The following is a 19810-nucleotide window of genomic DNA, read 5'->3' as shown; positions in this document are numbered from 1 at the left end:
CTTGAAGAGAGGAAGGAAACTTCCTCTTTTCATTTATAATGTTTGTATTAAAAATCAGCTTGTGTTAATACTTTCAGTCTATATTAGTAACCTTAACCTTGTGTTTTTGAGACTATTTTAATGAACAACGTAATTTTTCGTTTCTTTTTTTACTTTAGCACCTGAATCTCGGGGGCTTTTGCGTATAGCGAGTAGAATAGAAACGAAAAGTTACGCTAAAGCCTCCGTTAGGAGGCTTTTTTGTTTTTGGTTTGATAGAAAATACAGTAAAATCAGTCAGGTATTCACATCTTATTAATATGATTGTGATGATAAATTTAGTGAATAACTAGCAAAAGACCGAGTGGTCATAAAGGGGAAACAATGCCACATCTCGCTGAATTGGTTGCACAGGCAAAAGCAGCCATTGAACAGGCCCAAGATGTTGCGACGTTAGAGTCAGTGCGTGTTGAATTTTTAGGCAAAAGCGGCCACTTCACACTCCAGATGAAAACGTTGCGTGATCTGCCTGCGGATGAACGCCCAGCAGCAGGGGCTGTGATTAATGAAGCTAAAGTCCAAGTTCAAGATGCACTGAACGCCCGTAAAGATGCAATGCAAGCCGATATTCTGAATGCACGTTTAGCATCAGAAAAAATCGACGTTTCATTACCAGGTCGCCGTATGGAAAATGGTGGATTACACCCAGTAACTCGCACCATTCAGCGAATTGAAGAATTTTTTGGTGAATTAGGTTTCTCTGTTGAGACAGGGCCTGAAATCGAAGATGACTACCATAACTTTGATGCACTGAACATTCCTGCTCATCATCCAGCGCGAGCTGATCACGATACTTTCTGGTTTGATGCAAAACGTTTATTACGTACTCAAACATCTGGTGTGCAGATCCGTACGATGAATGGTCAGCAACCACCAATCCGTATTATTGCACCAGGTCGCGTTTATCGTAATGACTACGACCAGACTCACACCCCAATGTTCCACCAAACTGAAGGTCTGATTGTTGATAAAGACATTAGCTTTACCAACTTAAAAGGCACACTTCATGACTTCCTGAACAACTTCTTTGAAGAAGAAGTTCAAGTTCGTTTCCGTCCATCCTATTTCCCGTTCACTGAGCCTTCTGCTGAAGTTGATGTTATGGGTAAAAACGGCAAATGGCTGGAAGTATTAGGCTGCGGTATGGTGCACCCTAATGTATTACGCAATGTTGGTATTGACCCTGAGGTCTACTCTGGATTTGCATTTGGTATGGGAATGGAGCGTTTAACCATGTTGCGTTATGGCGTTTCTGACCTTCGTGCATTCTTCGAAAACGATCTTCGTTTCCTCAAACAGTTTAAATAAGGCGGGTCTATCTCATGAAATTCAGTGAACTATGGTTACGCGAATGGGTGAACCCGGCGGTAAGCAGTGAAGAATTATCAGACCAAATCACCATGGCTGGTCTGGAAGTTGATGGCGTTGAAACCGTTGCCGGTCAATTCCATGGTGTTGTTGTGGGGGAAGTTGTTGAATGTGGACAACACCCTAACGCAGATAAACTGCGTGTCACGAAAGTGAATGTTGGCGGCGATCGCTTATTAGATATCGTATGTGGCGCACCAAACTGCCGCCAAGGCTTACGTGTTGCCGTTGCAACCGTCGGCGCTGTATTGCCGGGTGATTTCAAAATTAAAGCAGCGAAATTACGTGGCGAACCGTCTGAAGGCATGCTGTGCTCATACTCTGAGCTAGGTATTTCTGATGATCACAGTGGCATTATTGAGTTACCGCAAGACGCTATTATCGGTACTGACATCCGTGAATACCTAAAATTAGATGATCACGCGATTGAAATCAGCATTACACCAAACCGTGCAGATTGCTTAAGTATCTTAGGTGTGGCGCGTGATGTCGCGGTTATCAATAAATTAGATTTAGTTGAACCTGCAATCAGCCCAGTGGCAAGCACAATTAAAGACACATTCCCAATCCGTGTTGAAGCGCCTGCTGCATGTCCACGTTTCTTAGGTCGTGTTATCAAAAATATCGATGTTAGCGCACCAACGCCAATGTGGATGAAAGAAAAACTACGTCGTGGCGGTGTTCGTTCTATTGATGCTGTGGTTGATATCACAAACTATGTTCTGTTGGAATTAGGTCAGCCACAACACGCTTATGATTTAGATCGTTTAAATGGCGCAATCGTTGTGCGTATGGCGAAAGATGAAGAGAAGCTAGTACTGCTAGACGGTACTGAAGCGACTTTGAAATCTGACACGCTGGTTATTGCCGATGAAACTCAAGCTTTGGGTATCGCGGGTATCTTTGGTGGTGAGCACTCAGGTGTTAACACTGAAACCAAGAACATTTTATTAGAATGCGCATTCTTCGAACCACTGGCTATCACAGGCCGTGCTCGTAATTACGGTCTGCACACTGATGCTTCACACCGTTTTGAACGTGGTGTTGACTCGCAGCTGCAATTTAAAGCGATGGAACGTGCAACAGCATTGATCGTCGATATTTGTGGTGGCGAAGTCGGTGAAATCATTGACGTTTCTAGCAAAGCACATTTACCAAAACCAGCAAATATTAAGCTGACGCGTAAAAAATTAGACCGTTTAATCGGTCACGTGATTGCAGACGAAACGGTGACCGATATCCTGAAACGTTTAGGTTGCCAAGTCCAAGTTTCAGAAGATTGCTGGGATGTGGTGGCACCAAGCTGGCGTTTCGATATGCAAATCGAAGAAGATTTAGTTGAAGAAGTCGCTCGCGTATACGGATATAACAATATCCCAGATGTACCGCTGCGTGCTGATTTGATTATGACTGACCATAAAGAAGCTAATTTACCGCTGAAACGTATTAAAGCGATGTTAGTTGACCGTGGTTATCAAGAAGCGATTACTTACAGCTTCGTAGACCCTAAAATTCAGAGCCTATTACACCCGCAGGAAGAAGTACTTTCTCTGCCAAATCCAATCTCAGCTGATATGTCCGCCATGCGTTTGTCTCTGCTGACTGGTTTATTAGGCACTGTGGTCTATAATCAAAATCGTCAACAAAACAGAATTCGTTTATTTGAGACAGGTCTGCGCTTTACGCCTGATAATCAAGCAGAATATGGTATTCGTCAGGAAAACATGCTGGCGGGTGTGATCACGGGCAACAAATTCGATGAACATTGGTCATTAGATAAACAAGTTGTTGACTTCTTTGATTTAAAAGGTGATCTTGAAGCTGTTTTTGAATTGACTGGAAAACTAAATCAAATTACATTTAAATCTGAAGCACATCCAGCACTACATCCTGGGCAAAGTGCTGGGATTTATCTGGAAAATGAACATATTGGCTTTATCGGTGTTGTTCACCCAGAACTAGAACGTAAACTCGATTTAAATGGTCGTACAGTCGTGTTTGAAGTTCGTACTGATGCAATCGCACAGCGTGTTATTCCAGAAGCGAAAGCGATTTCGCGTTATCCGTCGAACCGTCGTGACATTGCTGTGGTTGTGCCAGAAACTGTAGCAGCTGCCGAAGTTTTAGCAGAATGTAAAAAAGTTGGCATAAATCATATAGTTGGCATAAACTTATTTGATGTGTATTGTGGTGAGGGGATAGCAGAGGGTTATAAGAGTCTCGCTATCAGTCTCGTCTTCCAAGATACTCAGCGTACCATGGAAGAAGAAGAGATTACCGCGACCGTTGATCTGTGTGTTGCTGCGTTAAAACAGCGATTCCAAGCCTCCTTGAGGGACTAAACTTATGGCGCTTACTAAAGCTGAAATGTCAGAAAATTTGTTTGAAAAACTGGGTGTTAGCAAACGTGATGCGAAAGACCTTGTTGAAACTTTCTTTGAAGAGGTTCGCCTTTCCTTAGAAAACGGTGAGCAAGTTAAATTATCTGGATTCGGTAACTTTGATTTACGTGATAAAAATCAACGTCCCGGTCGTAACCCTAAAACTGGGGAAGATATTCCAATCACTGCTCGTCGTGTTGTTACTTTCCGCCCAGGCCAAAAATTAAAAAGCCGTGTGGAAAAAGCAACGCCAAAAGAGTAATCCTATTCTCTGAATAGCAGAGTAATAAAAAAGACCGCCTAGGCGGTCTTTTGTTTTTAAGTAATAGACACACTTTTAAATGTGGTGAAACATATTTTTCTCTTGATGGATTAACGCAGCAATATAGTTCTCAGCTAGTTTAGTCGCTTCAGCTTCTTTTCGGAGCTCAGTAAGAGAATCCTGGCTATTATGTTGCGGTGTGTTGCTTGTGTTTATCAAGTGTGGTGCGAAAATCACAGCTAAATTTCTGATGGACATTTTATGAGATGCTTCATTATTGGAAATAAGAGCACAAAAGCGAGTAACAAGCTGTAATGTTAATGGTGGTGGTGCCAGGCGATTTAATGCGCTGTAGATCCTATTGTCACAGTTTTTTAAAATCGAAAGGGCTCTATTTTTTAATTGTTCATTACTTTTAATTTGTTGGGTCACATCTTCTTTATTTTTTACTGCATCAGCACAGGCTTGTAAGTCATCAAATGAAATATCTGATTTGAAGTCAATGTTGCTCGTTTTTCTGAGTGATTCGCCTGCTATTTTTTTAAACGCGCTGGCTAATGTTGTTAAAGGATAGTGCTCTAGTTGTGTAAGATGGTAATGAGCACTTTCTGGGTCATTTATCTTATTAACGAGTTCGCTGACGGCATTTTTGCTGCCTTCAGTACGAAATATACCTTCACTTTTTGAATACTCGTTATGCTTAAGAATTGTACTACCTAGCAGGTTAATGGCACGGTTTTTCTCTCTATCTATGTCAGAGAGACGATCATAATTATTAATAAGTTCCACATTGCTTTGTTGTAACTTAGTTATTTCGTTTTTTCGTATTTTTTCTGCTCGCTGGGCTTTATGCTGTGCAATTATGTGTAATGCAGCGGCTCGTGCAGCATCGGCTACGGTATGCCCTGTTAAACCATCTTGGGGAATGATTTCATCTTGAGGTGATAAGTTTTTTGCGGAAGTTTCATCTGCAAAGGAAACGGTGCGAGCGGGTGTATCTTTGTTTGGTTGGCTAATCATAACAAAGGGTTCACTTAAAACGATTTGTTTCTTGCTGGTTTGTTTGCTTTGGGAACTAAAAAATAAAGAAAAAAAGCTAACAAACGATTGAGTTACTTTTTTTAGCGATGTTTTAAAGTGATTGCTAGCCTTATTCTCAGTTTGGTCAGTCTCTTTTATGTTGTTTGCAGAGAGTTGCGGTTTAGAAAAGGAGCTAACTGTGTTTGGTTTCATATGTAAACCTTTATTATGGTTAAGAGTAGAAGTAGAAGTAGAAGTAAAATTAAAATTGGCAGCAGTTTAAATTTTTTCTTATGCTCTCTCTTATATAAAACGCGCTTATTTTTTTAACAAAAGATAATTATTGTAAATGTAATGACTATTTCCTTGAAACAATTACAAAAACAACAATTTCAATCCGATATGGGGTTGATAATGCTGTTGTTACTGAGTCTTTTTATCATTGCAATGCTATCGCTCAGTGCAGGGGAAATTTGGTATTGGCCAAGCCAATGGATGGATGATTCAGCACAATTATTTGTCTGGCAAATTCGCTTACCTCGGCTCCTTGCGGTGATCACCATTGGAGCATCATTGGCGGTGACAGGCGCCATCATGCAAGCGTTATTTGAGAATCCATTAGCGGAGCCTGGATTGCTAGGGATCAGTAATGGTGCTGGAGTGGCGGTTGTTTTTACCGTATTGCTCTCATCGGGTATTACCTATTATTGGCTAGTTAGCATAAGTGCCATTCTCGGTGCTTTAGTCCTCACCGGTATTTTACTCTATTTTGCTCGCCATCAACATTTGAATAATGCCAGCTTATTATTAGTTGGCGTTGCGCTTGGCGTGATCAGCGGTGCGTGTATGACATGGATGGTCTACATGAGCAGTAATTTAGATTTACGCCAATTACTGTATTGGATGATGGGCAGCTTCAGTGGTGTAGATTGGCGTCAAATAGGATTGGTCATTGCTTGCCTACCGTTTTTATTTTGGGCAATAACTCAGGGAAAAATTTTAAATTATATATTACTGGGGGATATTCAAGCCTATCAATTGGGTATTTCTACGCATCGCTGGCGATTAATATTAATTATCATTACCGGAATATTAATTGGGCTCAATGTGGCAATTGCGGGGGCAATTAGTTTTATAGGATTAGTGATCCCCCACATATTAAGGCTAAGTGGGATCACCGATAACCGTTTTTTATTACCAGCCTGTGCAATTGCTGGGGCGCTATGCTTATTAATTGCAGATTTGTTGTCCCGATTACTGATAGACAATGCTGAAATTCCGATTGGCGTGATTACCGCGACCTTGGGTGCTCCTATTTTTATTTACCTTCTCGTCAAAAATCATACATGGCGACAGTAATATGAATAAAACAGTGATAATTGAAACGCAAAATCTGAGTGTGAAAAACCGATTACGGGATATTAACCAGTCCGTTTTTGCAGGGGAGCAGATACACCTATTAGGTGCCAATGGGGCAGGAAAAAGTACGTTACTTTCAGCGTTGATTGGCTGCACTTCTTACATAGGAACGATTTTATTTAATAGTGTCAATCTGAAAGATTATGCTGTTCAGGATGTTGCAAGGTATCGTTCGTATCTCACACAGCAAACAGGAATTTTACCGAGTTTAAAAGTGTTTCAATACTTATCCTTGTTTATTGAGCAGCATGTCGTTCCGCCCATGATTTTTAGCGAATTATGTGAAGATTTCCAGCTTTCTCCATTATTATCTAAGCCTATTAACCAATTATCTGGTGGGGAATGGCAGCGAATTAGGATAGTTGCTGTATTTTTGCAGGTATGGGATAGGGACTGTTTGAGCGGAAAAATAATCTTATTTGATGAACCAATAAACAATTTAGATATTATTCAGCAAGGAATGCTAGATAAATGGGTGAAATGTTTTTGTCATTGCGCAGGAACAGTTATAATGAGTGGACATAATCTTAGTCATTCTTATAAAAATGCAAGTCGAATTTGGATGATGAAGAAAGGCACAATTATCTATGCAGGTGAGCCTGACAATGTCATGACAGAAAGTCATTTGTCAGATGTATTTATGGCTGATATAAAACTCAATCAGAGCTCATTGAATAAAGTATGGCAAATTAACGATCATACTAATTAGCTAATCGTGTTCTTATTGCCCGTCTCACGGCAATGATTGCAGTAATGATGACTGGTGTTGAGGTTCGGTTAAAGTAATTTTAACTAGAATATCCTATTTATAATGAAACTAGGCTACAAACAATATGAGCAATTTCCTTCCGTTTTCAAAACCAGCAATCGGGGATGAAGAGGTTAAGGCAGTAGAAAACGTTCTGCGTTCAGGCTGGATCACGACAGGCCCACAGAATCATCAATTAGAGGAAGATTTTTGCAAACGTTATGGTTGCAAGCATGCGATTGCCCTTGCATCGGCAACTGCTGGTATGCATGTTGTTTTGATGGCGCTGGGTATTGGTCCAGGTGATGAGGTTATCACTCCGTCACAAACATGGGTTTCAACTATCAATATGATTGAGTTGCTAGGTGCAACGCCAGTTATGATTGATGTTGATCGTGATACCCTCATGATTCAGCCAGAAGCAGTAGAAAAAGCCTTAACGAGCAAAACGAAGGCAATAATCCCTGTTCATTATGCTGGTGCCCCCTGTGATTTAGATGCCCTACGTGCCATCGCACAAAAAGCGGGCGTTTTCCTCATTGAAGATGCGGCTCATGCGGTTGGAACACGTTATAAAAATGAGTGGATTGGTGAGAAGGGCACGGCCATTTTCTCATTTCATGCAATCAAAAATGTGACTTGTGCGGAAGGTGGCTTAGTTGCCACTGATGACGATGCACTTGCTCAGCGTGTTCGTGCATTAAAATTCCACGGTTTAGGCGTCGATGCGTTTGATCGCCAAATGCAAGGTCGTAAACCACAAGCAGAAGTGGTTGAGCCGGGTTTCAAATATAACCTATCTGATATTCATGCGGCGATTGCAGTAGTACAATTATCCCGCGTTGAGTATTTAAACCAGCGTCGAGCGGAACTGTCGGCACGCTACCGTGAGTTACTGAAAGACTCTCCATTACAGATGTTATCTGTGCCAGAATACCCACATTTACACGCCAACCACTTATTTATGGTGCGTGTTGATAAGTCTGTATGTGGCATTGACCGCGATGCATTTATGGAGAAGTTGAAAGAGCATAATATTGGTACGGGATTACATTTCCGTGCAGCTCATACGCAAAAATATTACCGCGAAAAATACCCAGAGCTGTCATTACCAGAATCAACATGGAATAGTGCAACGCTTTGCTCATTGCCTCTGTTCCCAGACATGACTGACGCGGATGTTGAACGGGTAGTGAGTGCGATTAATACAGTCCTTTTGGAGTCAAAATAGTGTCATTAGCTGATGAATTTGATGAGATTAAAAAAGTCTCAGTAGTAATCCCTGTTTATAACGAAGAGCAAAGTCTGCCTCAGCTGTTAGAACGTACGATTAAATCCTGTAAACAATTGACTCAAGCTTATGAGTTAATTTTGGTTGATGATGGAAGTAGCGATCGTTCTGCAAAAATGTTGGTTGAGGCGGCTGAAAATCCAGATAACCATGTCATTGCGATCATTTTAAACCGCAACTATGGTCAACACTCTGCGATCATGGCGGGTTTCAATCAAGCGGATGGCGACTTAGTTATCACTCTTGATGCGGACTTACAAAACCCACCGGAAGAGATCCCTCGTTTAGTGCAAACAGCGGCCCAAGGCTATGATGTTGTTGGAACTCGTCGTGCTAACCGTCAAGATTCATGGTTCCGCAAAACGGCATCAAAAATGATCAATGCGATGATCACCAAGGCGACTGGTCGTTCAATGGGTGACTACGGTTGTATGCTGCGTGCCTATCGCCGTCATATCATTGAAGCGATGCTTCAATGCCATGAGCGCAGCACCTTTATTCCTATTTTAGCGAATACATTTGCGCGTAGAACCATCGAAATTGATGTAGCGCATGCTGAACGCGAGTTTGGTGATTCAAAATACAGCTTTATGAAGCTGATTAATTTAATGTATGACTTATTAACTTGTTTAACGACTGCGCCTCTGCGTCTGTTAAGCGTGGTTGGTAGCATTATCGCTGCTGGTGGCTTTGTGCTGGCAGTGTTGTTAATTGTTTTACGTTTACTGTTCGGTGCGAGCTGGGCAGCTGACGGCGTATTTACACTGTTTGCGATACTCTTTATGTTTATCGGCGCGCAGTTTGTTGCTATGGGATTATTGGGCGAATACATCGGTAGGATCTATAATGATGTGCGCGCGAGACCTCGTTATTTTATTCAAAAAGTCGTCGGTGCAGACCTTAAAACCGACAAAAATCAGGAAGAAAACTAATGAAAGCTATTGTTTTTGCCTATCATGATATTGGCTGTGTAGGGATAAAAGCGCTTGAGAAAGCGGGTTTTGATATTCAGGCAGTATTTACACACACTGATGATCCAAATGAAAACCACTTTTACTCTTCTGTAGCTCGTGTCAGTGCAGATATGGAACTTCCTGTTTTCGCTCCAGAAAACGTTAACCACCCACTGTGGATTGAACGTATTCGTGAGATGAAACCTGATGTGATTTTCTCTTTCTACTATCGCGATATGTTAAGCGAAGAACTGTTAGCATTAGCACCGAAAGGCGCTTTCAACCTGCATGGTTCTTTACTGCCTAAATACCGTGGTCGTGCACCAATCAACTGGGCACTGTTAAATGGTGAAAGCGAAACAGGCGTGACGCTGCACAAAATGGTCGCTAAAGCTGATGCTGGCGACATCGTAGCGCAAGAAAAAGTGGCTATCACGGATACTGATACTGCTCTGACTCTGCACGCGAAAGTTCGTGAAGCAGCAGAAGTTCTGTTAGATAAAACTCTGCCATTAATCGAAGCGGGCAGCTATAAAACTGTTGCTCAAGATGAGAGCCAAGCAAGCTACTTCGGTCGTCGTTGTGCTGATGACGGTCAAATCGACTGGAGCCGTAGCGCGAAAGAAATTAGCTGCCTGATCCGCGCAGTGACTGAACCATACCCAGGCGCGTTCACCTATTTAGGTGCACGTAAAATGATCGTATGGCGTGCTCGTGTATTAGACGATAACCAAGGTAAAGCTGCGGGTACCGTATTATCTAGCGACCCACTGCGTATCGCATGTGGTCAAGGCGCACTGGAAATCGTGAGTGGTCAAAGCGAAACCGGTTTATACATGCAAGGCAACCGTCTAGCTAATGAAATGGGCATCGTCACTGACGTTCGTGTTGGTGCTAAACCAACTGCGCAAGTTAAGCGTCGTAAACGTGTTCTGATCTTAGGTGTGAACGGCTTTATCGGTAACCACTTAACTGAGCGTCTGTTACAAGATGACAACTACGATATCTATGGTATGGATATTGGTTCATCTGCAATTGAACGCTTCATCGGTAACCCACGCTTCCACTTCATCGAAGGTGACGTAAGCATCCACACTGAGTGGATTGAATACCACATCAAAAAATGTGACGTTATTCTGCCATTGGTTGCTATCGCTACGCCAATCGAATATACCCGTAACCCACTGCGTGTATTCGAATTAGACTTCGAAGAAAACCTGAAAGTTGTTCGTTACTGCGTGAAATACAACAAACGCATCATCTTCCCATCAACTTCTGAAGTTTATGGTATGTGTGATGATAAAGAGTTTGATGAAGACGAATCTCGCCTAATCGTTGGTCCAATCAACAAACAACGTTGGATTTACTCTGTATCTAAACAGTTACTTGACCGAGTAATCTGGGCATACGGCGCGAAAGAAGGTCTGAAATTCACCTTATTCCGTCCATTTAACTGGATGGGGCCACGTTTAGACAGCCTGAACTCTGCGCGTATTGGTAGCTCACGTGCGATTACTCAGTTGATTCTGAACTTAGTTGAAGGTTCACCAATCAAGTTAGTCGATGGTGGTGCACAAAAACGCTGCTTCACAGATATCAAAGATGGTATCGAAGCACTGTTCCGCATCATTGAAAACAAAGACGGCAAATGTGATGGTCAAATCATCAACATCGGTAACCCAACTAACGAAGCAAGTATTCGTCAGTTAGCGGAAATGCTGTTAGAAAGCTTCGAAAAACACCCAGCTCGTAGCAAGTTCCCTCCATTTGCTGGCTTCCGTGAAATCGAAAGCGCTAGCTACTATGGTCAAGGTTACCAAGACGTCGAGCATCGTAAACCAAGTGTTGAAAACGCACGTCGTTTACTTGACTGGGTTCCGACTATCGACATGAAAGATACCATTGAAGAAACATTAGACTTCTTCTTACAGGGTGCTGTAGAAGAGCTGGAAAGCAAAAAATAATGAAAAAAGTTGGCTTGAGAATCGATGTGGACACCTATCAAGGTACATTGAAAGGGGTTCCTCAATTACTTAAAGTGCTCAAAGAGCATGATATTCAGGCCAGCTTTTTCTTCAGTGTAGGACCCGATAATATGGGGCGCCATTTATGGCGCCTTTTGCGTCCTAAATTTCTGTGGAAAATGCTACGGTCGAATGCGGCATCTTTGTATGGTTTAGATATTTTACTGGCGGGTACTGCGTGGCCAGGTAAAAAAATCGCCAAAGATTTAGGCTATTTGATGAAACAAACCTTGGATGCTGGGCATGAAGTCGGCTTACATGCATGGGATCATCAAGGATGGCAAGCCAAAGTGGCTAAATGGAGCGAAGCTCAACTCACTGAACAAGTGAAATTGGGTGTCGATGCATTGCAGCACGCGACAGGTCAACGAGTCACTTGTTCTGCGGTTGCAGGGTGGCGTGGTGACGAGCGTGTACTCGAAGTTAAACAAAGGTTTGATTTCGACTACAATAGTGACTGCCGTGGAAAATTCCCATTTAGACCTATTCTACGCGATGGTTCGTTGGGAACAGTACAAATTCCAGTGACGTTGCCGACCTACGATGAAGTCGTCGGTACAGTAGTAACAGACGAAGAATTTAATGATTTTATTCTTCAAGCAATAAAAGATGACCAAGGTGTTCCGGTTTACACTATCCATACGGAAGTGGAAGGAATGTCAAAGTCACAACAATTTTCACAATTATTGGAACGAATTAAGCAAGAAGAAATCCAATTCTGTACATTGAGTGAATTGTTGCCTGAAGACATCAATACGCTTCCAAAAGGAAGAGTGGTTCGCGCCCCATTCCCGGGACGAGAAGGTTGGCTGGGCTGCCAAGAAGAGGAATAAAATACCCATGTTGAATAACCGAGCGAGCAAAGTAGGAGCCTCTCTGCTGGCTCTTTTTTTTGTCTTGACCTATTTGTTGCCGTTAAACAGTCGTTTACTTTGGCAGCCGGATGAAACCCGTTATGCGGAAATCAGTCGCGAAATGCTACAACGCGGTGACTGGATAGTGCCGTACATGCTGGATATTCGTTACTTTGAGAAACCAGTAGCGGGGTATTGGATCAACAATATTAGCCAAATGATTTTTGGTGACACAAACTTTGCAGTTCGTTTTGGTTCTGTCTTCTGTATTTTATTGAGCACTCTGCTGGTTTACCGCATGGCAAAAATGATGTGGCGTAACAGCCATGTTGCCTATGTGGCAAGCTTCATCTACATCTCGATGTTCTTGGTGTTTGCAGTAGGGACATACAGCGTTCTTGACCCGATGCTATCGTTATGGATAGCCGCCAGTATGTTTTGTTGCTTATGGGCGATGAAAGCTCGAGAGGTTAAGACCAAACTCGCCGCATGGGGAGCTCTTGGGCTGGCCTGTGGTATGGCGTTTATGACCAAAGGCTTTTTAGCTTTAGCTATTCCTGTCATTGTGATGCTACCTATCACCTTGTATCAAAAACGTTTCCTTGAAATGCTTAAATATGGTCCATTAGCGATTATTACTGCGGTGATCATCAGCTTGCCGTGGGCATTGGCCATAGCCAAACAAGAACCGGATTACTGGAATTACTTTTTTTGGATTGAGCATGTGAAACGCTTTACGGCGGATGATGCTCAGCATGTTGCGCCATTCTGGTACTACATTCCGATTATTTTGCTTGGGGCTATTCCGTGGATGGGCTTAGTACCTGGCTCATTAATTAAAGGATGGAAAGAGCGTAAATCTAGCCCAGATATGTTCTTTTTACTATGTTGGTTTGTAGTTCCGGTGATTTTCTTCAGTATTTCACGCGGAAAACTACCGACTTACATGCTGCCGTTTATGGCGCCATTGGCGCTGCTAATGGCGAAATATGGTGTGGATTGTGTACGTAATGGCACCATGAAGGCATTGAAAGCCAACGGAATTATTAACATTGTTATCGGGATTGCCGCCGTGATAGCGGTGATTATCGTCAGCAGTGTGATCAAAAAGCCCCTATATGAGCATGATGAATGGTCAAAAATGGTGCTGGGGGTTGTGGCGTTTTCAATTTGGGCGATCATCGGCTATCTCTGTACCGTATTAAATGCGAAATATTGGCTGTGGGCGGCATCTTGTTCATTGGCGGTCAGCTTATGTATTGGTAGTGCATTACCAAATAACACTATTGATTCGAAGTTACCGCAGAATTTTATTCATCAAAATCATGATCTCTTGATGAACAGTCAATATTTGATGGCAAGTAACGTCGGCGTAGCTGCGGGGCTGGCATGGGAAACCAAAAATTCCAATATTTATCTCTATAATAGCAGCGGTGAATTAACCTATGGCTTGGAATACCCAGACAGTGCGCATCGTTTGGTTAAACCGGATGAATTTGCTGCATGGCTGGCAAAAGCTCGCCAAGAAGGGCAGGTCACCGTGGTGTTCTTGTTAGGTAAAAAAGAAGGGTTGCCAGACATTCCGAAGCCGGATGAAGTCATTAAGAATTCCCGTATGGCGATAGTGGTTTACCATAAACAATGATAGCGCAATTACTTCTATTACTTCTTGTCAGCGTGTTGACTTGCATTGGGCAAATAGCCCAAAAGCAAGCGGTCGTCGTTTGGCAAGGAGACAAACATAATAAAGCCGCATCCGCCATTCGTTGGCTGGTGCTGGCGGTATTAATGTTGGGATTGGGAATGCTGTTTTGGCTAAAGTTATTGGAAACAATGCCACTCAGTATTGCCTACCCGATGCTCAGTATTAATTTCGTTTTGGTCACATTGATAGGGCAATTTGTCTACCATGAGCAAACGGGGCTAAACCACTGGCTCGGGGTTGCCTCAATCATGATGGGAATACTACTGATGAGTATAAGTGTATGAATAAAGGATACTTATGGGTACTCGGTAGTGCGCTATTAGTCACCGTCGCACAGCTCAGCCTGAAAGCGGGAGTTGTTGAGCTTCCATCGTTCTCTCTAGGTTGGCACTGGTTGCAGCTAGAATGGCTGGCAGATAATGCGGCAAGTTTAGGGGTTATCTTTGTCGGGTTAGTCTGCTATGCGTTATCGATGCTGTGTTGGCTATTTGCGTTAAAATATATCGCGCTTAATAAAGCCTACCCGCTTATCAGCCTCAGCTATGTTTTCGTTTACATATTGGCGGTGGTGTTGCCATGGTTCAATGAACCCGCAACGGCGTTAAAAGCGGCGGGGATTGCATTTATTCTGCTAGGCGTATGGCTGATCAGTCGACCTTCTAAGCCTTTAACGAAAAAAGCTAAATAGCATCAGATAATTAGCCTTAGGTGTTTATTTTTTATGCGCTGCACTGTTGATCATTGTACATTATAGTCTCGCGTATTAAGATATCACTTAAGGTTATTATTTTGGGGTTATCTATGCCCGCTGGTTATCTATAAGGTACGCTATGATAGTGAATCTCAAATACCTACCATTGCTGTGTTGCCTCGTGTTGATTGGCTGCTCTTCATCCGTAAAACGGACGTCAGCACCGCCAATGAAAACCCAATTGTCTGATCCCATAATGACTATCGCGCAGCTCAAAGACCAGCTAAGCCAGTGGTATGGCACGCCGTATCACTATGGCGGCATGAGCCAAAATGGTGTGGATTGTTCGGGTTTTGTCTATCGAACATTCAGTGATCGCTTTGCGATTGAAGTCCCGCGTACGACGGTTGACCAAACGCGTTTAGGTACGCGTATTGATAAATCGGATTTAATGCCGGGTGACCTTGTATTTTTTAAAACGGGATCAGGGGAAAACGGTCTGCATGTTGGGATTTACGATACTGATAACACATTTATCCATGCATCTACTAGTAAAGGTGTGATGCGTTCATCGATGGATAATAGCTATTGGCGAAAAGTGTTTTGGCAGGCACGGCGCATCTAATTTCGCTTCATTCCTCATTAATTCTTCAGTGATTATGCTATCTTAGGAGCAAGTTTTGCTTTTAGGATAGCCGAATGTCTACATTACGTTTATTTATTTCTGAATCCTTCGATCCTTGGTTTAATTTAGCGGTTGAAGAGACTATTTTCCGTCAAATGTCAGCTGACCAACGCGTGATGTTCCTATGGCGTAATGCCGATACGGTGGTTATCGGGCGCGCTCAAAACCCATGGAAAGAGTGTAACACTCGCAAAATGGAACAAGATAATGTTCGATTAGCGCGTCGTAGCAGTGGTGGCGGGGCTGTATTTCAAGATTTAGGCAATACCTGTTTTACCTTTATGGCAGGGAAACCGGAATATGATAAAACCATTTCAACGCAAATTATTGTGGATGGGCTGGCAAAAGTCGGGATCCACGCTGAAATTTCTGGGCGTAATGATTTAGTCCTCGAAACCGAAAATGGTCCACGAAAAATTTCAGGCTCAGCCTACCGTGAAACTAAAGATCGTGGCTTTCACCACGGTACTTTACTGATTAATACCGATTTAAGTCGTTTAGCAAATTACCTCAATCCTGATCCTAAAAAACTGCAAGCCAAAGGGATTACGTCAGTGCGTTCTCGAGTTGCCAACTTAAATGAGCTAGTACCGGATATTTCTCATGAAAAAGTGTGCGAAGGGATCATAAATAGCTTCTTTAGTTATTATGGTGAAACCGTCGAGCCAGAATATATCTCACCAGAGAAGCTCCCTGATTTACCTAATTTTGCAGAGACATTTGCGAAGCAAAGTAGCTGGGAATGGAACTTTGGGCAAGCGCCTGCTTTTAGTCACATGGCGGATACTCGATTCCCATGGGGCGGTATTGAGTTTCATTTTGATATTGAAAAAGGCGTGATCACGCGCTGCCAATTTTTCACCGACAGTCTCGATCCATCGCCATTAGAATGGTTAAGCCAGCAATTGGTGGGAGAAGTTTATCGAGCGGAAACCATCCGTCAGTTAATGACTCAAATGAAGACGCAGTGGCCCGCATTGGCTGAACAGTTTGCAGATTTAGAAAATTGGCTCGTTAACGAGCTGAGATAAAAAAAGAGCCGATAATTATCGGCTCAAAATATAGATTTCGTTGGAATGGGTGTTTGAGGGTGTAACGAAAATCTAATGCGCGCTTAATGATGGCAATTGCAAGTCATAAAAGTTTTGCATTCTGGTAACTCACCCGCTTGACGGAATTTAGCAGGGGTAGTATCAAAATGTTTCTTGAAAATACGCGTAAATGTGGCTTGAGAGCTAAAGCCATATTGCAACGCGATATCTAGAATAGGTAAGTTGCCTTCACGTAATGATTTAGCGGCTTCTAGCAGGCGACGTTTACGAACATATTCGCCTAGCGTGCAGCCCTTAAGTTCTTTAAATACACGCTGCAAATGCCATTTCGAATATCCGCTTTTATCCGCGATAGTATCGATTTTGATGCCTTCATTGCGTTGTAATTGGCTTTCAAGCCATCTAATGATTTCATTGACTACACTTTCTGACATATCTACCTCCTACTCTAGTAGGCTATTGTTCATTAATAACTAATAATAACTCATGAAATTATGGTCTATTCTTCCTTTTTTTCCGATATATCGATAGGCTAATCGTGCGGTTTTTGAATGAGAATAACTATTGTTACGATAGTTTTCATTGAAATGCGAAAAACTAAACATACATAGATGAATGTTAATTTATCTTTTAATTCAATTGATTATGATTATTTTTCTGGATAAAAATAGCTTTATTTAGGCTGTTAATAGACTTATTCAAATTTATTGTTGGTGCTGTTCTATTTTATTAACCAAGTAAATTATTGAAATTTTATTTGATGTTATTATGAACAAAATAACTCAAGGTAATATAACAATTAACAGGAAATTCCGAGGTAAATTGTTTTCTTAACAATAGTGCGATGTATTGAAAGGTTCATTTACCCATGAAATTTAAGATTGGGGTAAATGAACCTGATTTCAATATGTAGTTACTTATTAATTACCACTGATAATTCACATTCCAATAAAAATTACGACCTTCCTGTGGTACGCCCATAGAAGAGACATAGTTTCTATCAAACGCATTCTTCAGGGTCAGGGTGGTATTTAGCCCTTTGACAAATTGGTCGGCTTTGTAGTTTACGTAAAAGTCATGTACGCCATAACCTGCATATTGAATCACTTCACGGTGTTTGCGATCTAACCCGTTCTCTGTATTTTGGTTCGATGATTGATATTGTGAGTTCCCCATGAATTTAGTTTTTGCGGTAAATTCACCGGACCAACCCACGTTGACGTCACTGTTTGCAATTGGTGCATTGAAACGCATTATCAGTGTTTCAGGGCGAATGGCCGATAGGGAATAATGCGTATCATTTTCTCGCCCGTCAGTGATATTGTGGTTGATATTGAAGTCAAACCACTCATTTGAATATCGAATGTGGCTATCAAACCCGGATATCGTCGCAGATGGAATATTCTCCAAGAATATTTGCGATGGGAACCAGTTTCCACTGACCTTCTTAAAATCACCACTGGTCACGATGTGATTTTTTGACTTTGTATGGAAATAAGTTGAGCCAATTTGCAGTTCATCACCCTGCAAAACAAAATTATCAAAACTGAAAGTGAATCCAGCCTCAACCGTTTTATTTGTCTCCGGTTTTAAATCGGGTGATGGGCGGAAATCAGAGACAAGACCGAGTAGGGGAACAGTAAAATGGTTAGAGTTATTGTAAAGTTCAGAGAGACGTGGGGCACGATAACTTTCGGCATAGGATGAATGTAATTTGACCCAACTCGTTGGTGTGATGGTAGCGGCAAAACGCGATGACCAATTATTGTGCTGCTGTTTGCCAACATTTTCACGTGCAGTTTTGTAATGGGTAAAACGGGTTCCCGCAGACAAAGTCACAGGCACGCTTTTTAAGCTTACATCATCGATTAACCAGGCAGAAGCATTCGAAATCTCGGCTGGGGGGTAGCTTATAGCATATTCATTAGACACTTGATGTTGCTGAACATAATCAACTCCGCTTTGAACGTGATGACTTAAACGTGGCGTATGAATGGAGAAGTCATTAGAAAACTGACTTCCATAGGTGTATTGATTACGCGTTTCGGTGTCATAACTGTATGACGTAAAAATGTTTGATTTTTTCTGTAAATCTAATTGTGAAAGATGAAGGTTGGTGTAATAAAGTGACCAATTTGCCTGCCAATTCAATGGATTATTAGGTGTGAAATTTTGGTCAATGATAATGTCTTTTTGTATGGTTTCCCTCTGGTGAGGGGAGTTTTTAAATTTAGGTTGACGGGTGTCAATGACTTCTGGTTGTTTTAAGTCAATGGCATCATTGCGGTATTCTTTGTAATGCAAACCGATAGAATAGGCGGGAAGCGCATACCACGTTGTTTTGAATAACCAGTTATGCACTGATTCTCGATGGTCATACTTATTGGAAACAGGCGATCCAGCTAGCTGTTTTTTCCGTTGGGTGTAACTGATTACGCCATCTAGTGGACCTAAACGCCCTAAAAGCGTGGCTCCCGCATGATAACTGGGGTCATTGCGATTCATTCCACCGAATAAACGACCACCAAATTTTCGGTCGGGCTTAAGAATATCCGATGGCGTTAACGTTTTGATGGAAATAGTTCCAGCCAGTGCGCCGCTTCCATGTTGTACAGAAGACGCGCCTTTATGAATGTAAGTTTTGCTGATCAATGATGGATCAATGAAGGTGGCATCAAATAAGCCCGAATAAAAATCTTGGGGAACATTATCCACCATAATTTTTACGCCACGTGAATCGTAGCCTCGCATCTGCACTGACTGCCCATAGGTACTACCTGCTCCAGTCACAAAAATGCCCGCTTGACCCTTTAACAAATCGAGAGCAGATGAGGCAGTTTGTTGTTCTGGTGCCGTAGTATCAATGACCTCAAATTGTTCGGCAACGGCAAATTTTTCGTTATTTAGAGGGGTAGTGGTTACGTGGATCACGTCGTTAGCGGCTAAGGTACTGAATCCAGTCATAGCAAGGGCGACGGCTAATGTTGATAAAGAAAATACTTTGCTGTGTGAAGCATCTGAAGTTGATGCTGATCTCAATGTAAACGCCATTAGGAAATCCTTTCCTGAGTAATATGATTCTGGCTACCGAGATAATAAAAAATATCAGAGGTGGCTTATAGTTAAAAACGAGAATCATTATCGATAATAAAATGGCGGCATCAAGTATTTTTTAGTTAATAATACTGAGTTTTTCAAAATAAATAGTTAATTATTTCTTTAGATGAATGTGTTTGCAGTGAGTTATTTAGAGGGCAAATGAAAATAAGCGCTTTAGATTGAAAATAAGCTAAAGCGCAGGTGTCATTTTTGGATGAA

18 protein-coding genes and 1 other annotated feature are annotated in these 19810 nt (G+C 42.0%); of the genes, 15 read left to right on the top strand and 3 right to left on the bottom strand.

Going from position 1 to position 19810, the window contains the following annotated elements; translation table 11 throughout:
- Positions 1-114 precede the first annotated feature (114 nt).
- Positions 115-245, top strand: a sequence feature (Phe leader region).
- The 4 genes from pheM to ihfA all read left to right on the top strand — a co-directional run bounded on the left by pheM (position 121) and on the right by ihfA (position 4050).
- Positions 121-165 (top strand): pheST operon leader peptide PheM, encoded by a 45-nt coding sequence (gene pheM, locus GKR61_RS16675; RefSeq protein ID WP_126437459.1) that lies wholly within the window; start codon positions 121-123, stop codon positions 163-165. It overlaps the preceding feature by 45 nt.
- Positions 246-363: 118 nt before the next feature.
- On the top strand, positions 364-1347 hold the full coding sequence (gene pheS / locus GKR61_RS16670) for a phenylalanine--tRNA ligase subunit alpha (protein ID WP_036950469.1): 984 nt from the start codon (positions 364-366) through the stop codon (positions 1345-1347).
- Between the two features lie 14 nt (positions 1348-1361).
- Positions 1362-3749 (top strand): phenylalanine--tRNA ligase subunit beta, encoded by a 2388-nt coding sequence (pheT, locus tag GKR61_RS16665; RefSeq protein ID WP_036950467.1) that lies wholly within the window; start codon positions 1362-1364, stop codon positions 3747-3749.
- Between the two features lie 4 nt (positions 3750-3753).
- Positions 3754-4050, top strand: coding sequence for an integration host factor subunit alpha (gene ihfA, locus GKR61_RS16660; protein WP_004263721.1), 297 nt, complete (start codon positions 3754-3756; stop codon positions 4048-4050).
- 75 nt (positions 4051-4125) lie between these two features.
- Here the strand turns inward: ihfA and GKR61_RS16655 are convergent, their stop codons facing one another.
- Positions 4126-5283 carry a Rho GTPase-activating protein gene (locus tag GKR61_RS16655; protein WP_036950464.1) on the bottom strand — a complete coding sequence of 386 codons (1158 nt, stop codon included), beginning with the start codon at positions 5281-5283 and terminating at the stop codon, positions 4126-4128.
- 141 nt (positions 5284-5424) lie between these two features.
- Between GKR61_RS16655 and btuC the strand changes: the two genes are divergently transcribed.
- The 11 genes from btuC to GKR61_RS16600 all read left to right on the top strand — a co-directional run bounded on the left by btuC (position 5425) and on the right by GKR61_RS16600 (position 16471).
- Entirely contained in the window at positions 5425-6429 is a 1005-nt protein-coding gene (gene btuC, locus GKR61_RS16650) for a vitamin B12 ABC transporter permease BtuC (protein WP_154600264.1), read from the top strand.
- Between the two features lies 1 nt (position 6430).
- Complete coding sequence (locus GKR61_RS16645; RefSeq protein WP_036950460.1) at positions 6431-7198, top strand: vitamin B12 ABC transporter ATP-binding protein BtuD; 768 nt, start codon at positions 6431-6433, stop codon at positions 7196-7198.
- A gap of 124 nt (positions 7199-7322) precedes the next feature.
- Complete coding sequence (gene arnB, locus GKR61_RS16640) at positions 7323-8468, top strand: UDP-4-amino-4-deoxy-L-arabinose aminotransferase (RefSeq protein WP_036950459.1); 1146 nt, start codon at positions 7323-7325, stop codon at positions 8466-8468.
- Positions 8468-9460 (top strand): undecaprenyl-phosphate 4-deoxy-4-formamido-L-arabinose transferase, encoded by a 993-nt coding sequence (arnC, locus tag GKR61_RS16635; protein WP_036950457.1) that lies wholly within the window; start codon positions 8468-8470, stop codon positions 9458-9460. The genes arnB and arnC overlap by 1 nt, the downstream gene beginning before the upstream one ends.
- Entirely contained in the window at positions 9460-11445 is a 1986-nt protein-coding gene (arnA, locus tag GKR61_RS16630) for a bifunctional UDP-4-amino-4-deoxy-L-arabinose formyltransferase/UDP-glucuronic acid oxidase ArnA (protein ID WP_108479020.1), read from the top strand. Before arnC ends, arnA begins: the two co-directional genes overlap by 1 nt.
- Complete coding sequence (gene arnD / locus GKR61_RS16625; RefSeq protein ID WP_154600263.1) at positions 11445-12338, top strand: 4-deoxy-4-formamido-L-arabinose-phosphoundecaprenol deformylase; 894 nt, start codon at positions 11445-11447, stop codon at positions 12336-12338. The genes arnA and arnD overlap by 1 nt, the downstream gene beginning before the upstream one ends.
- A 7-nt stretch (positions 12339-12345) precedes the next feature.
- Positions 12346-14004: a lipid IV(A) 4-amino-4-deoxy-L-arabinosyltransferase gene (arnT, locus tag GKR61_RS16620; RefSeq protein WP_036950450.1), complete on the top strand. Its 1659-nt coding sequence runs from the start codon at positions 12346-12348 to the stop codon at positions 14002-14004.
- Positions 14001-14348, top strand: a complete 348-nt coding sequence (gene arnE, locus GKR61_RS16615; RefSeq protein WP_036950448.1) for a 4-amino-4-deoxy-L-arabinose-phosphoundecaprenol flippase subunit ArnE — start codon at positions 14001-14003, stop codon at positions 14346-14348. The genes arnT and arnE overlap by 4 nt, the downstream gene beginning before the upstream one ends.
- A complete protein-coding gene (gene arnF / locus GKR61_RS16610; protein ID WP_036950445.1) occupies positions 14345-14752 on the top strand; it encodes a 4-amino-4-deoxy-L-arabinose-phosphoundecaprenol flippase subunit ArnF in 408 nt (135 codons plus the stop codon). The genes arnE and arnF overlap by 4 nt, the downstream gene beginning before the upstream one ends.
- Positions 14753-14894: 142 nt before the next feature.
- Positions 14895-15380 carry a C40 family peptidase gene (locus GKR61_RS16605; RefSeq protein ID WP_036950443.1) on the top strand — a complete coding sequence of 162 codons (486 nt, stop codon included), beginning with the start codon at positions 14895-14897 and terminating at the stop codon, positions 15378-15380.
- 74 nt (positions 15381-15454) lie between these two features.
- Positions 15455-16471, top strand: a complete 1017-nt coding sequence (locus tag GKR61_RS16600) for a lipoate--protein ligase A (RefSeq protein ID WP_036950440.1) — start codon at positions 15455-15457, stop codon at positions 16469-16471.
- A gap of 83 nt (positions 16472-16554) precedes the next feature.
- Here the strand turns inward: GKR61_RS16600 and GKR61_RS16595 are convergent, their stop codons facing one another.
- Together GKR61_RS16595 and GKR61_RS16590 are read right to left on the bottom strand one after the other, a co-directional pair.
- Positions 16555-16926 (bottom strand): helix-turn-helix domain-containing protein, encoded by a 372-nt coding sequence (locus GKR61_RS16595; RefSeq protein ID WP_006813273.1) that lies wholly within the window; start codon positions 16924-16926, stop codon positions 16555-16557.
- A gap of 490 nt (positions 16927-17416) precedes the next feature.
- Positions 17417-19543, bottom strand: coding sequence for a TonB-dependent receptor domain-containing protein (locus GKR61_RS16590; protein WP_154639912.1), 2127 nt, complete (start codon positions 19541-19543; stop codon positions 17417-17419).
- Positions 19544-19810: the final 267 nt, after the last annotated feature.

Source organism: Providencia sp. wls1916, assembly GCF_009706585.1.
Lineage (GTDB): Bacteria > Pseudomonadota > Gammaproteobacteria > Enterobacterales > Enterobacteriaceae > Providencia > Providencia lanzhouensis.
The sequence above is the reverse complement of the archived record's forward strand: the minus strand, read 5'-3'. Positions and strand labels throughout refer to the sequence as shown.